The organism is Geobacillus sp. DSP4a (assembly GCF_013096875.1).
Lineage (GTDB): Bacteria > Bacillota > Bacilli > Bacillales > Anoxybacillaceae > Geobacillus > Geobacillus thermophilus.
Window position 1 is genome coordinate 16,408 of the sequence record NZ_SDLD01000009.1, and the last position, 14,800, is coordinate 31,207.

A 14,800-nucleotide genomic window follows, 5' to 3' on the forward strand; every position below is an offset into this window, starting at 1 on the left:
TATAGGTTTTTAATACAAGAGACAAGAAAGGAGGCGACACAATGTACCGTGTCTTTTTTGAGCGGCGGCCGACCCGCCCCCGCCTTTCCCGCGCCCTGTACGACCAGCTGACGGCGCTCCCGCCCAACACAGAAGTGAACGTGCACACGGTCAAGGAAACATACTACAATGCAGTTTTTCTCGGTTTTAAACCGCGAACCAACACTGTTTCGTTGCTTGTTGACCGCTTTTATGAAGAGGGAGGGCGCACGCTGGCCATCAATGCGGCCTCCATCACCTCGATCGATCTCCCCGCTTCCATGCGTTCCGATTCACAAAAACAGCTCGAGGACGAGGAAGAATAATCAAGAAAAGCCTTGCCGGCCAGCGCCAAAGAGCGCGGTCGGCCTTATTTTTTGCCGCCCCTTTTCGCCATGGCCTAGTGCACCTGTCTATACCAACTCGTTTCCCTTTACATACACTCTTATTAACCGACCATTGGCGCTAGGAGGAACTGATCGTGGCCTCAAAACGATCCCGCCTGTTGTTTGAAGTGTTGCACAGCTACGGCCTGTCGGAAACCGAGGTGGATATCGCCGGCGAGCTAAAAAAGGAAAAAGTATGGCTTCTGCAAAACAAAAAAACGGGTGAGAGGTGCGTACTAAAACGGCTGAATGAAGATAAAACACCTTTCCCGATTTTGCTTCATTCCAAACTGTATGAAACTGGATTTCACGTCCCAAAAATGATCCGGACAAAAACAAAGCAACCTTACGTTCAACGAAAAAAACACTATTACTACTTGATGGAGTACGTTTCCTCAAGCGGAAGCAAGCCCTCATTCCAGCAACGGATTGAATGGTTGGCCCGTTTTCACAAACACAGCCTATTCGACGATTGGATCCCTCCCCATTCGCCGTCCTTCCCCGAACCGACCGACATACTGGATGCACACCAGAAAAAGACGGCGTATTTACAGAAACAGGCAGAGACCGTTAATAATGGGACCTCTCTTTCTCATATAATGAAACAGATGGCCCAGCTTGCGGCCAAAAGCTATGCGCTGCTTGAAAAAAGCGATGTCGCTGACTTTTGCCGTGAAGCGGCGAAACGGAAAGCCATTTGCCATGGGGATTATAACAGCAACAATCTGTTATTGGCCGAAAACAATAAAGTGATGATGATTGATTTTGACCGCGCTTACTATGGCCTCCCGCTCGATGATTTTCGCTTTTTGCTCATTTCCTTAACAAGAAACCCGAAAAACAACGTGTCCAAAAGAATTCGGTCATTATTTGAAATCTATTTCTCCATTTGTCCGCTCTATGCTTCGTATCAAAGCGTCTACTTAGCCGATGCTATGTTTCCGCATATGTTTTACAGCGAAATCATCGGCCAAGGGACGCGAAAGCAGGCGACAGGCAGCCAACCGCCGTTGGACTTGCTCATCCGCCTCGCTGAGCAGGAAAAGAAAAAGTTCGCTTTTTTGTCCGACTTGTCAAAAAGCGAGGGATCAAGAACATGAGACGAACGATCGCTCATTTTATCCATGAAAAAATGAAAATTAACCAACGGTTTATTTACAACCAAATGGTTCGTTTGAAAAAATACCGGCCGATTATTATCGGATCGTTCGCCGATGACGGCAGCCATCCGTTTCCACTTCTCAATTATTATCATCTTCACGATATTGACCATTTCGGCCGCTTCGCTCAACAACAAAACATCGTCGCCATTCACGCCCATCATGGAAAACACGCCGTGGAAATTCTTCCGCTTTGTGTTGCCCATGGCATTCCCCTTATTGTCAGCATCCGCGGCCGCGACGGGTCGGCGAAATATAACAGCTTCCTGCGCAACCAAAAACGGTACACCCTGCTTAAAGAGCACGGAGCGCTCTTTCTTCCCGTTTGCCGTTACTTGGCTGACGAACTCGTTACGTTAGGATTTCCCCCAGAAAAAATCCATGTCCTCTACGGCGGCATTGAGCTTGATTTATTTCCGTACCGCGAACGAACCATTCCAGCAAGCGGGGATATCATCATTCTCTCAATCGGCCGGCTCGTCGAGAAAAAAGGGTTTTTAACACTCGTGCGCGCCTTTTGGCGCGTGCGGGCCAAACACCCGCGCTGCCGTCTCCGCATTATCGGCGCCGGAAAAGAGGAAGAAAACATCCGCCGGCTTGTCAATAAGCTCGGTCTCGCTCCGTTTGTCGAATTGCCCGGCGCTATGGATGCCGCCGCCATTGCCCAAGAAATGGACCGCGCCCATCTGTTTTGCTTGGCCAGCGAGACAGCTCCGGACGGAGACATCGAAGGCATTCCGAACGTCCTGAAAGAAGCGATGGCAAGCGGGCTGCCGGTCATCTCGACGAATCATGCCGGCATCCCTGAATTGATCGAACACGGGCGCACCGGCTACTTGGCCCCGGAAAAAGACGACAACGAGATCGCAAACGGCATCTGCTTTTTCCTCGAACATCCGGAGCAAGCCCCCTTGTTTACCAAACAGGCGCGCAAGGTGATCGAACAACGGTTTAACCTTGCTAAGCAAATGAAGGAACAAGAGCGGCTGTATGATTTAATATCTTTCCGAAAGAAGTCTCCCACTTCTAAGCGAAGTGAAAGTGGGAGATGAATGTCGGTTGGCGTTAGCCAACGAATAGGATAAAATCTGGTTAGAACGGACACCTTCGGAACGAAGGGACTCGATCAGCTGCCGAATGGCTGGAACGCCGTTAGGCAGCACGATGTCGTCAGGCAACAGTACGGCAAACGGTTCGCTCCCGACAAATGACTTGCCAAGCCGGATTGCATCTCCCAATCCTCTCACGTATGGCTGGCGCGTATAATACAGCCGTCCTGGCGGAACGAACTCATCTTTTAGCAAGTGCGCTTTGTTTTGCCGCTCTAAAAACGCTTCAAGCTCCAAGGAGCGGTCAAAATAGTCGACAATTAAATTTTTCGTCCTCGATACGATCATGAGCAGCTCTTCGATTCCGGAGGCAAACGCCTCTTCGACAATGTATTGGATCGCCGGTTTGGCGCCGATTGGAAACATCTCTTTCGGAATCACTTTCGTCACCGGCAAGCTTCTTGTCCCATATCCGGCCGCGGGGATGATCGCTTTTTTGACCATCGTTGTCCCCCCTTGTCTTCTTTTTATACCTTATCGTATTCGCTTTCGAATGGCAGGGAAGGTTGTCCGGCGAAAATAGGCCATGTCATTTCCAGCGTTTTAGGCGCTTGCCATATGGCAAACAAAGCTTGTCCATTAATACGCTATAAAAGCCGGACATTTCGCGAAGGAGGTCTATAAGTCATGAACATTTGCATCATCGGTGCTGGCTACGTCGGACTGACCACTGCAGCCGTCCTTGCCGAACTGGGGCATGAGGTGCATTGCATCGATCATGACGAACAGAAAATCCGCCTGCTCAATGACGGAAAGATCCCGTTTTATGAGCCAGGATTGGAGGAACTGATCACCAAAAACTCTAATTATTTAACATTCAGCGGCCGCTGGGACTACATCAAACGGGCAGCCGTCATTGTCATTTGCGTCGGCACCCCGCCGCGGCCGGACGGCAGCACCGATTTGCGCTATATTGAAGCCGTGCTCGACCGCCTAGCGGCGACAGTAGAATCGTGCAAAACGATCGTCACGAAAAGCACGGTCCCTCCGGGAACAAACGAATGGATGCGGGCGGAGCTCATCGGAAAAGGAACGGCGCCGCATTTGTTTCGCATCGTGTCCAATCCGGAGTTTTTGCGGGAAGGATCAGCCGTTTATGATATGTTTCACCCCGATAAAATCGTCGTCGGGCTCGAACCGGACGATGACCGATCGCTCGCCGTCATTCAAGGAATGTATGCCGGCATCAACGCCCCGTACGTCACAACGAGTTTGACCGGCGCTGAACTGATCAAATACGCCGCCAACGCCTTTCTAGCAATGAAAATCTCATTTATTAACGAAATGGCGCGCATTTGTGACGCGTTTGCGGTCGATGTCAACGACGTCGCCCATGGGATCGGCTTGGATCCTCGCATCAGCCCGCACTTTTTGCAAGCCGGACTCGGTTACGGCGGCTCCTGTTTTCCAAAAGATGTAAAAGCGCTCGAACATGCAGCGCGTTCACGGCAAGTGGAACCTCATTTACTGAAGGCCGTGCAGACCGTCAACATCACCCAACTCGATCTATGTCTTCAGAAGCTGCATGAGCAGCTCGCCCCACTGGCCGGCAAAAAAATCGCCGTGCTTGGCATCGCCTTTAAGCCCAATACGGATGATACGCGGTTTTCCCCCGCCGAATCGCTCATCCGCCGCTTAAGCGAAAGCGGGTGCACGGTCGCCGCCTATGATCCGAAGGCAAAGCTCACGGCTCCCCCCGCCAATGTCAAACAGGCAAAGTCTGTTTACGAAGCGGTTCGGGAAGCGGATGGTTTAGTGATCGCCACCGATTGGGACGAATTCCGAACGCTTGACTGGTCGCAAGTGAAAACGATGATGAACGGGACGCTCGTGTTTGATGGCCGAAATTGTTTGGACCGCCGCGCTGTCGAACAAAGCGGTCTATGCTATATGGGGGTGGGGCGCGGATGAACATTCTCGTCACCGGAGCAGCCGGGTTTATCGGCTCCCATTTATGTGAAAAATTGCTCGAAGATGGCCAACACCAGGTGATCGGCGTTGACAGCTTCATCGGACCAACGCCGGCGCCGCTCAAGGCGAAAAACATCGCCGGTCTGCAAGCCCATCCGCGGTTTGCGTTAGTTGAAGCCGATTTGCTGACTGCCGATTTGCCGGCGCTGCTGCAAGGGGTGGATGCGGTGTACCACCTAGCCGGCATGCCCGGTGTGCGTACGAGCTGGGGAACAGACTTTGCCGCCTATGCCGTCCATAACATTTCCGCCACCCAGCGGCTGCTTGAAGCGTGCAAAGACTTGCCGCTTGAGCGGTTCATCTATGCTTCGACCTCGTCTGTTTACGGCGAGCAGAGCGGCAGGCTGTCAGAATCTCTCGAACCACTTCCGCTCTCCCCGTACGGCATTACAAAGCTGACCGGCGAGCATTTATGCCGCGTCTATTTCCGCGAATTCGGCGTGCCGATCGTCATTTTGCGCTACTTTACCGTCTACGGACCGCGCCAGCGCCCGGACATGTCATTCCACCGCTTTATCCGCCAGCTGCTGGCCGGCCAGCCATTGACCGTCTTTGGCGACGGAACGCAATCGCGCGATTTTACGTATATTTCCGACTGCATTTCCGGAACGGCAGCCGCCCTCGAGCGCAAGGAAGCTGTCGGGCAAACGATCAATATCGGAGGGAAAGAACGGGCATCGGTTCATGACGTGATTCGCCTGCTGGAGTCGCTGACGGGAAAACAGGCGACCATCCACTATGCGCCGGCCGCCCGTGGGGAGCCGAAACAAACGTGGGCCGACTTAACGAAAGCGGAGCAGCTGCTCGGGTACAAGCCGGTTGTGACACTTGAGAACGGCCTGCAAAAAGAAATCGAATACATCCGTTCATTGTATGGGGATGAACGTTCATGAACATCGCTTACGTTTGCACAGAAAAACTGCCTGCCCCGGCGGTGCGGGGCGGGGCCATTCAAGTGATGATCGACGGGATTGCCCCCTTGATCGCCCGCCGCCATGATCTGACGATTTTTTCCATTGATGATCCGCTTTTGCCGTCAGAAGAGACAAACGGACGCATCCGCTACATCCGTTTTCCAAAGGCCACTTATGAAACAGACGTAGCCCGTGCGCTTTCGGCGTGCAAGTTTGATGTCGTCCACGTCTTCAACCGGCCCGTTGCGCTCGCCGATTACCACGCCGCGGCGCCGCACAGCGCCTTTGTATTGAGCCTCCATAACGATATGTTTTCGCCTCTGAAAATCACAGCAGAGCAGGCAGAGCGGGCGCTCAACGCCTGCACCTTGCTGACGGCTGTCAGCGAATACATCAAACGGACGGTAACCGGCCGTTACCAAGTCGATCCTCGGAAAGTCAAGGTCATTTATTCCGGAGTCGATCTGGCGCCATACGTTCCTGCCTGGACGGAAGAAGGAAAGCGCATCCGCCGGGCCGAACGGCAAGCGTACGGACTTGCCGACCAACCAGTCATCCTGTTTCTCGGCCGGCTCAGCAAAACAAAAGGACCGCATTTGCTTCTGCAATGCTTGCCGTCCCTGTTGGCCCGCCATCCGGAAACAGTGCTCGTCATTGCCGGCGGGAAGTGGTTTAGCGACAACAGCCGAAGCGAATATATCGACTGGCTGCATGAGCTGGCGGCACCGTTTGTGGAGCACGTCATCTTCACAAACTACATCCCGCACAGTCGCATTCCGAAACTGTTCTTAATGGCAGACGTGTTTGTGTGCAGCTCGCAATGGCACGAGCCGCTCGCCCGCGTTCATTACGAGGCGATGGCCGCCGGCATTCCGGTCATCACGACCAACCGCGGCGGCAACGCCGAAATCGTCCGCCATGGCGAAACCGGACTAGTCATCGACGACTATCCAAACCCGCACGCTTTTTTGGAGGCGATCGATTACATCCTTTCAAACAAACAGGAGGCGGAAACCATGGCAAAAAACGCACGAAAGCTCGTTGAAGAGCAATTTCAATTCGAACATGTGGCCCAGCGGTTTGAAACTGTTTATACGGAAGCACGCTCCTCTCTTTTTTCAGACCAATAAGGCTGCCTAATGGTTTTTTAAGGCGGTCTTTTCTTTTGTCCCCAGCCCGCTTCGGCAAAACCGGCCACACCGCTTTTTTGGCCGTCGCCGCCCCCGTTAATGACCTCCCGCCGCATCCGGCGTCAGCAGCCGCAACCGAGGCATAGAAGAAATATCCTTAAAGTAATGAGCTTACCCAATCCAATTTCCTTCTACATACATACCCTAGTAGCAATCCCTCATCTTTTGAGGAAACCATCTGAAATACCCGGCAGGAGGGATAGCGTGAAGCCGATCGTCATTGAACCGTGGCCTGTTGATGAAACGACCCATGAATTTTTTGTCCCTGATTATATTATCCAGCTGGCAGAAGAGGTGCTGAAACACTACGATTTATCCGTTCAAAATATGCAAATCGTCACAACCAAACCGGATAAAGGGGGGGCGATTTGGAAACTTGAAACAAAATCTGGCCCGAAAAGTTTGAAACTGCTGCACCGAAGGCCAACAAGAAGCTTATTCAGCTTGGGAGCGCAAGAATACCTGGCAGAGGTGCGCAAGGCGAGAGTGCCGCCGATTGTCAAAACGAAGAGCGGGAACAATTATGTGGAAGCAGGCGGAAAACTGTGGTTTGTGGCCGAATGGATTGAACCGTTGACGCCAGTCACAAAAGATTTGGAAGGGGCCAAGCAGCTTTGTTACGCCCTTGGCGAATTCCATCACCTAAGCAAAGGATACATCCCTCCGCAGAAGGCAGAAATGGCCTCACGGCTACACAAATGGCCAAAAAACTATGAAAAGATGATCACCAAAATGAGCTGGTTTCGGAACATTGCCCACTGTTACCGTGAAATGCCGGCAAGCTCGCCATTGCTGGAGGTCATCGATCAATTTGAAGAACAGGCGCGAAAAGGCATGGAACGATTCCGTCAATCGAAATATTGGGAGCTAGTCGGACAAGGGACGACTGGTTGGGGATTGGCTCATCAAGACTACGGTTGGTCCAACGGCCAAACGGGAGCGGACGGAATGTGGATTATTGACCTTGATGGAGTGGCGTTTGACCTTCCCATTCGCGATTTGCGAAAACTCATCAGCGGCACCATGGCGGATTTATACCGGTGGGATGCAAAATGGGTTCGGGAAATGATTCTCGCGTACCATGAAGCGAACCCGATCACGCCTGAATTGTACGAGATTTTGATGATTGACTTGGCCATGCCAAACGAATTTTACAAAAACATCAAAGAAATGGTCTACGAGCCGGAAATCTTCCTCAATGAACAAACGGCGCAATTAGTTCGAACAATTGTCGAAACCGACCAGTCAAAATGGCCTGTATTGGCGGAGATCGAAAAAGACTGGAAAGGAGTGGGGCCAACGTGAAGATTTTGATGGTTTGCACAGAAAAACTCCCCGTTCCCCCTGTGCTCGGCGGGGCGATCCAAACGTATATTGCCGGCATTCTCCCACATGTAAGCCGCTTCCATGATATCACCATTTTGGGCATCAGCGATTCATCGCTACCCGAAGAGGAAACGATCAACGGGGTTCATTACGTGCGCGTACCGGGCAAAGTATTTGAAATATACCGGGAAAACGTTGTTCGTTATGTGGAAGCGAACGAGTTCGATCTCATCCACATCTTTAACCGCCCCCGCCTTGTCCTTCCGATCCGGCAGGCGGCTCCTTACACCAAAATTACGTTAAGCATGCACAACGATATGTTTCAGCCGGAAAAAATCGACCCGGATGAGGCAGCGGCAGCCATCGCAGAAGCAGCCTCCATCGTAACGGTCAGCGATTATATCGGCCATGTCATCCGCAGCCTATACCCGCAGGCATCGCCAAAATTGCGCACGATTTATTCAGGGGTGGACAGTGAACGATTTTTGCCGGGGAGCCATCCCAAAATGCAAAAAATCCGCAGCGACATCCGACGGGCGTATGGACTCGAAAACAAAACGGTCATTTTGTTCGCCGGCCGCCTGTCGCGCAATAAGGGAGTCGACAAACTCGTTTTGGCATTGCCGGAGCTGGCCAAAAAGTTTAAAGACATAGCGCTTGTCATTGTCGGAAGCAACTGGTTTAGCGAAAACGATATTACCGATTATGTCGCATACGTAAGAGCGCTGGCCAAAAGAATGCCTGTGCCCGTCATCACAACAGGCTTTGTCTCCCCAAATGAAATCCAAAATTGGTTTGCGGCTGCTGATGTGTTTGTCTGCACTTCCCAATGGCAGGAGCCGTTGGCGCGCGTCCATTACGAAGCCATGGCGGCAGGCCTTCCGATCGTCACGACAGCCAGAGGCGGCAATCCAGAAGTCATTTTGGCGAATGAAAATGGCCTGATCGTGGAAAACCCAGAGGACCCAAGCGATTTCGCCGACAAGATCGCCCAAATATTATCCAATACATCTTTGATGAAAAGAATGGGAGAAAAAGGACGCGAGCTGGCTGTTTCGCTGTATCATTGGGAGCGGGTCGCTTCGGAGTTATTGGAAGTGTGGGAGCAAGCCAAAGAATTCGAATCAACAGCTGCTCTCACAACAGAACTGCAAACAGAAGAGGCATTCGGACAACCGGTGTCGCCTCAAACGGACCCAAAAGAAACGGAACGGTCGAAAAAGAATACAGCGGCGCGGACAATGCCTCCCAAAACAGAAAAAGCGAATGTGAAAAACGAAAAACGGAAGAAAAAACGTGCCGCCTCACTGGCAGACGATCAACAGAGCGCCAAACAAAAAGAGGCGATGGCGTCACAAACCGAAAGCGCAAAAGGCGCTCCTGCCCCCCGGAACGTGCAAACCGGCCGCCATTCGAAACCTTTTACTATTGCAAGCGGCAACCGACAGATGCCAGGCTCGGCGACAAAAACGCATTTGAACCGCAAACGGGCTCAAGCAAAACATGATGACAAGCCTTTTGCAATTGCAAGCCTTCCGGGCGCAAATGGACCATCGTCAGCAAGAAAAGCGGCAAGCCTCAAAAAATAAACCGCAAGCCAAACGGGAATGTCTCCTGCAACAGTGAGGGGCGGCATGAACTATGGCCATCCCTTTCCCGACGATGCACCGCATCCGGGCAACGCTGTGCTTCGACGCGGGAAAGGGAAACCGTTATGACACAAATCCGATCGTCGTTACGGAAACAAGTCCGGCGCGGCCGATAACGGTTTCGTTCCCCCGCTCGTCGGCGATCACCAATTCATCCGCTGTGCATCGCTTCAGCACACCTTCATAGCTTTGCTCCTGCGTGACAAACTGACATTTAAGCGGCGGCAAATGAGCGGGCAGCTTTGTTAAAAAGACGAGCTGTTCGTCAAGCGGCATCGCTTGAAATTCCTTTTTGGAAAGAAACGCCTTCGTTTCTTCTCTTGTTTCGTCTTGTTCATCGATGGCGCCTATTGCCGTCTTTTCTGTCCGGCTGGTCCACGTAAACGTCTCTTGCATATGCGCAGTGACGCGCACCGGTTTCGGCTGTACGATGTAAAGCAACGGCTCTGTTTCCATCGCCTTATGTTTGCGCATGCCGATCCTCCTTTCATGCTTGCCTTCTTTCTATATGTATGCCCCCCGTTCCAACAAATTGCTCTTCAGACAAAAAACAGCCGCTCCGTATTTGGAACGGCCGGCTGGCTGCTTTAATATCCCAAAATGTGATACCCGGAATCGACATGAATAATTTCTCCGGTGATGCCGCGCGACAAGTCGCTGAACAAAAACAGCGCCGCATCGCCGACTTCTTCCTGCGTCGTCGTCCGGCGGAGCGGAGCGCGTTCTTCGATTTGCTTTAAAATCGAGTTGAAATCGCTCACCCCTTTGGCCGACAGTGTGCGAATCGGTCCAGCGGAAATGGCATTGACGCGGATGCCGTATTTGCCCAAATCGTTCGCCAAATATTTCACGCTCGCATCAAGCGACGCTTTCGCCACACCCATAATGTTGTAGTTTTGCACGACGCGCTCGCCGCCTAAGTACGTAAGGGTGACGATGCTGCCGCCTTCCGTCATCAGCTCTTTCGCTTCACGAGCCACCGCGGTGAGCGAATACGCACTGATGTTATGGGCGAGCAAAAAGCCTTCGCGGCTGACATTCATATACTCACCGCTCAAGTCTTCTTTATTGGCATAGGCGATGCAATGAGCGACGCCGTGGATGACGCCGACTTGTTCTTTGATTTGCGCGAAACATTGAACGATGTCTTCGTCTTTTGCCACATCGCACGGCAGCAGAAGCGAACGTTCATCCCCAAGCGTATCGACCAGCGCCCGCACCTCTTTTTCAAACCGCTCGCCGGCATACGTAAACACCAACCGAGCGCCGGCAGCATGAAGCGAACGAGCAATCCCCCAGGCGATGCTTCGTTTGTTCGCCACCCCCATCACGACATATGTACGTCCTTCCAATGATAAGACCATTCGTTCATCCTCCCAATTATCATTTATTCTTAGCACCAGGTGTTAATTCTATTATAGGCGATGCGGCAGACAATGTAAATGCGCGCTTTCTTTTTGCCTTTTGGCTCCTTCATGCTGCCGGCGGTTTTTCCCACTTTGCAAAACCGACTCAATTCGCTAATATGGTATATGGTACATTTGAATGGAGAGGATCGTTCCATGGATCATGACCGTTTTTCCCAATCGAAGCTTGATTATCACTTATTATTTCTTTTATTCTTAATGGCCGTGGTGAGCGCCATCGCCATTCACAGCGCGGAGCCGATGCTTCCCGAGAAGCTGCAGAACGTCAACTTCGCTTCGAAACAGCTGCAATGGTACGCCATCGGCGCTGTCGTGATCGCCTTGACGATGATCATTGACTATGATCGGCTGTTTCAAATCGCTTGGTATTTGTATGGATTCGGGATGTTGCTGTTGCTTGGGCTGGAATTGAACGTCCCAGGATCAGTAACCATTAAGGGGGCGACGAGCTGGTATCATCTACCTGGAGGCAACTTTCAACCATCCGAGCTGATGAAAATTTTTATGATCATCGTCCTAAGCCGCATCATCGTCAATCATCGGGAAAAATACCCTGAACCCATGATCCGCGATGATTTCAAGCTGCTCGGCAAAATCGCCCTCACCGTGTTGCCGCCGCTCATCTTGTTGGCCAAGCAGCCGGACATGGGCATGTCGATGGTATTTACGGCCATCACCGCCACCTTGGTGCTCGTTTCCGGCATCCGTTGGCGCATCATTTTCGGCATCGTCTTTTCCGGAGTGGCGGCCGTGGCATCCATTGTATTCATATACTTTTATTTTCCGGACTTTTTTCATAAATATATCATTGAAGAAGATTACCAATTAAACCGGTTTTACGGATGGCTCGCACCGTATGAATATTCGACCGACCAAGGGTTTCAGCTCATCCGTTCGTTGATGGCCATCGGCTCGGGGGAGCTGTACGGGAAGGGGCTCGGCAATTTACAAGTGTACTTGCCTGAGGCGCATACCGACTTTATTTTCGGGGTTATTGCCGAACAGTTCGGATTCGTCGGTTCGAGCATCGTCGTTTCGCTCTTTTTCCTGCTAGTTTACCGCATGGTCCATATCGCGCTTGAGAGCAACGATTTGTATGGCAGCTATTTATGCGCCGGCGTCGTCGGCATGATCACGTTCCAAGTGTTCCAAAACATCGGCATGACGATCGGGCTGCTGCCGATCACCGGGCTGCCGCTGCCGTTTATCAGCTACGGAGGAAGCTCGCTCGCCACGTACATGCTGGCGATCGGCCTTGTCTTAAATGTCCATTCGCGGACGCGGAAATTTATGTTCGCGAGCGATGAATAGCCGCTTGCCCATCACCGGCAGGCGGCTTCGTTTTTGCCGGCCGCCACCCATTTTGCGGCTGTCCCGGCGCAATCTCCTCTTTTCTTTCTATTGTCTGACGGACATACTGGTAGTATACCGACCATAGTCAGAAAGGAGAGCATCCTATGGCCATTGACATTATCGGCGATATTCATGGCTGTCGCCGAGAATTTGTTGCGTTGACAGAAAAACTAGGGTATGTATGGAACGAAGGGATTCCCGTTCATCCTGGCGGCCGAAAGCTCGGCTTCGTCGGCGATTTGACCGACCGCGGTCCTGAATCGCTGAACATGATCAAGATCGTCTCCGCCCTTGTCGAGCGAAAGCTGGCTTACTACGTGCCGGGCAACCATTGCAATAAGCTGTACCGCTTCTTTTTAGGGCGCAACGTGCAAATCGCCCATGGTCTTGAGACGACCGTCGCGGAATATCGCGCCTTGCCCCCGAGCGAACAGGAGATGGTCCGCCGCAAATTTATCCGCCTGTATGAGCAGGCGCCCCTGTACGCCGTTTTGGATGAGGGGCGCCTTGTCATCGCCCACGCCGGCATTCGCCATGATTATATCGGGCGGACGGATCAAAAAGTCAAGACGTTCGTCCTATACGGAGACATCACCGGCGAAACGAACCCGGACGGGACGCCGGTGCGCCGCGACTGGACGAAGCGGTATCGCGGCGACGCATGGGTCGTCTATGGCCATACGCCTGTCAAAACTCCGCGGTTTGTCGGACGAACCGTCAACATTGACACCGGCTGTGTGTTCGGCGGTGCGCTCACTGCGTTGCGCTACCCGGAAATGGAGACCGTCTCGGTTCCGTCATCGATGCCATACGTTCCGGAAAAATTCCGTTCGTTCCCGTAACCGGCGCTTCATCCTATTTCGCGCAGGAGACTCCCACTTCAACGACCAAAGGGAGTAAGTGGGAGAGGAATGCGCGTTCCCCTTTTCTTTTGTGTATGATAGAATAAAGGCGTGGAGAAAACCGTTTAATAAAGGCACTCCAATAACTGCTACTCGATGTATGGAGTTGGTTACAGGAAACGTTGTAACCGTAAAACATCGAGCGTAGATCCGTCTGTTGTGTGTGGAAGCCAAGTACTGCCAACAGACACACCGAGAGAATCGGTAACGATGCAGGCATGACCTGCGTCGTTGGGTAGTTGTCAACCTGCCCTGATGCAACCCCAAGTCAAGGAAGGAGGACGAAGTCCGCTTGTACTTCTGGGGAGTTGCAAGCCCCCACTTCAAGCGTTAGCTAAGTGGGGGTAGTTGACGAGCGCACCGTTTCAATGAGATGCGCCATGTCCCCGGGAAGCGGAGCGGCAAATGTCAACCAGCGGCGCGCAAACGGATGGAAAAACGAGAGCTGACGGCTATGGAGCGCCTGGCGGTCGATCATCTCCCGACTCCCGCCATAGAGGTCATCCCCAGCGAGCGGATGGCCAACATAAGCCAAATGGACGCGGATTTGGTGCGTACGTCCGGTTTCAAGCTGCAGCGACACGTGCGTATAGCCGCGAAGCCGCTCGAGCACCCGGAAATGAGTGACCGCCGGCTTGCCGTCCTCCCGCACTTCGCGGGCGATGATGCTGTCTCCCCGGCGGCCGATCGGCGCATCAATCGTCCCTTCGTCATCAACCATGACGCCGTGGCAAATGGCCTCATATGTGCGCGCCACCTTCCCTTTTTGCTGGAGCGTGGACAACAAATGGTGAACGTGGCGGTGCTTGGCAACGAGCACAAGCCCGGACGTGTCGCGGTCCAATCTTGTCACAATATGGACGGTTGAATCGAGCCGCTGCCTTCGGTAATGGTGCAGCAGGCCGTTGGCAAGCGTTCCGCCCGGATGATGGCGCGACGGGATCGTGGCCAACCCGGCCGGTTTGTCAACGACAAGGATGTAATCATCTTCGTACACGATATGAAGCGGCATCTCTTCCGGATCCATCCAATCGCTCGTCCGCTCCGGCGGAAACACAACCGACAGCGTCTCACCGGCACGCAGCACATGGCGGACGGTGACGGGCCGACCGTCAACCAACAGCGCCCCGCCATGGAATTTAATATCGGTAAGCGCCGTCCGCGAAATGCCGTTCTCTTGCAAAAACTGGCGCAGCAGCTTTCCGTCGTGCTGTTCATCGATGGAAAAGGTCATGGTAAACGGCGGCAATGTTCGTCACCTTTCTGATCAAAAATCTCCGTCTTGCTCATCGTGTTCCATCCACTTTCCTTTGGCGCCGCTAAAACGGAATCGGCATCCGCGCCAAAAGACCATCACCTCGCCGCAAACGGGAAGCGTTGCCTAACCAAGGAGGC

At 52.7% G+C, this 14,800-nt stretch carries 13 protein-coding genes and 1 pseudogene; 10 read left to right on the forward strand and 4 right to left on the reverse strand.

What is annotated here, in order from left to right:
• Positions 1-41: 41 nt before the first annotated feature.
• The 3 genes from ETC02_RS04895 to ETC02_RS04905 all read left to right on the forward strand — a co-directional run bounded on the left by ETC02_RS04895 (position 42) and on the right by ETC02_RS04905 (position 2,616).
• On the forward strand, positions 42-344 hold the full coding sequence (locus ETC02_RS04895; RefSeq protein WP_063210175.1) for a hypothetical protein: 303 nt from the start codon (positions 42-44) through the stop codon (positions 342-344).
• A 155-nt stretch (positions 345-499) separates the two neighbouring features.
• The gene (locus ETC02_RS04900; protein WP_033010456.1) at positions 500-1,504 is read left to right on the forward strand and encodes an aminoglycoside phosphotransferase family protein; all 1,005 of its coding nucleotides are present in this window, start codon (positions 500-502) and stop codon (positions 1,502-1,504) included.
• Complete coding sequence (locus ETC02_RS04905; RefSeq protein WP_033010455.1) at positions 1,501-2,616, forward strand: glycosyltransferase; 1,116 nt, start codon at positions 1,501-1,503, stop codon at positions 2,614-2,616. The genes ETC02_RS04900 and ETC02_RS04905 overlap by 4 nt, the downstream gene beginning before the upstream one ends.
• A gap of 72 nt (positions 2,617-2,688) precedes the next feature.
• On the opposite strand, the pseudogene ETC02_RS04910 reads toward ETC02_RS04905, so the two are convergent.
• Positions 2,689-3,117, reverse strand: a pseudogene (locus ETC02_RS04910) (sugar phosphate nucleotidyltransferase); the annotation flags it as partial.
• 183 nt (positions 3,118-3,300) lie between these two features.
• Between ETC02_RS04910 and ETC02_RS04915 the strand changes: the two are divergent.
• From ETC02_RS04915 to ETC02_RS04935, 5 genes are all read left to right on the forward strand, one after another.
• A complete protein-coding gene (locus tag ETC02_RS04915) occupies positions 3,301-4,584 on the forward strand; it encodes a UDP-glucose dehydrogenase family protein (RefSeq protein WP_033010454.1) in 1,284 nt (427 codons plus the stop codon).
• Positions 4,581-5,537, forward strand: a complete 957-nt coding sequence (locus ETC02_RS04920; RefSeq protein WP_050368378.1) for an NAD-dependent epimerase/dehydratase family protein — start codon at positions 4,581-4,583, stop codon at positions 5,535-5,537. Before ETC02_RS04915 ends, ETC02_RS04920 begins: the two co-directional genes overlap by 4 nt.
• A complete protein-coding gene (locus tag ETC02_RS04925) occupies positions 5,534-6,688 on the forward strand; it encodes a glycosyltransferase family 4 protein (protein ID WP_033010452.1) in 1,155 nt (384 codons plus the stop codon). Before ETC02_RS04920 ends, ETC02_RS04925 begins: the two co-directional genes overlap by 4 nt.
• A gap of 264 nt (positions 6,689-6,952) precedes the next feature.
• A complete protein-coding gene (locus ETC02_RS04930) occupies positions 6,953-8,053 on the forward strand; it encodes a CotS family spore coat protein (RefSeq protein ID WP_033010450.1) in 1,101 nt (366 codons plus the stop codon).
• Positions 8,050-9,663 (forward strand): glycosyltransferase family 4 protein, encoded by a 1,614-nt coding sequence (locus tag ETC02_RS04935; protein ID WP_050497527.1) that lies wholly within the window; start codon positions 8,050-8,052, stop codon positions 9,661-9,663. The genes ETC02_RS04930 and ETC02_RS04935 overlap by 4 nt, the downstream gene beginning before the upstream one ends.
• A gap of 123 nt (positions 9,664-9,786) precedes the next feature.
• Here the strand turns inward: ETC02_RS04935 and ETC02_RS04940 are convergent, their stop codons facing one another.
• A complete protein-coding gene (locus tag ETC02_RS04940) occupies positions 9,787-10,197 on the reverse strand; it encodes a CotO family spore coat protein (RefSeq protein WP_033010449.1) in 411 nt (136 codons plus the stop codon).
• Positions 10,198-10,310: 113 nt separating this feature from the next.
• Entirely contained in the window at positions 10,311-11,087 is a 777-nt protein-coding gene (gene fabI / locus ETC02_RS04945) for an enoyl-ACP reductase FabI (RefSeq protein WP_011230335.1), read from the reverse strand.
• Positions 11,088-11,285: 198 nt separating this feature from the next.
• On the opposite strand from fabI, the gene ETC02_RS04950 reads away from it, so the two are divergent.
• Positions 11,286-12,461 (forward strand): FtsW/RodA/SpoVE family cell cycle protein, encoded by a 1,176-nt coding sequence (locus tag ETC02_RS04950; RefSeq protein ID WP_033010448.1) that lies wholly within the window; start codon positions 11,286-11,288, stop codon positions 12,459-12,461.
• A gap of 146 nt (positions 12,462-12,607) precedes the next feature.
• Entirely contained in the window at positions 12,608-13,345 is a 738-nt protein-coding gene (gene prpE / locus ETC02_RS04955) for a bis(5'-nucleosyl)-tetraphosphatase PrpE (protein WP_033010447.1), read from the forward strand.
• A gap of 394 nt (positions 13,346-13,739) precedes the next feature.
• Here prpE and ETC02_RS04960 read toward each other — a convergent pair whose 3' ends face one another.
• The gene (locus ETC02_RS04960) at positions 13,740-14,654 is read right to left on the reverse strand and encodes an RluA family pseudouridine synthase (protein WP_033010446.1); all 915 of its coding nucleotides are present in this window, start codon (positions 14,652-14,654) and stop codon (positions 13,740-13,742) included.
• Positions 14,655-14,800 lie beyond the last annotated feature (146 nt).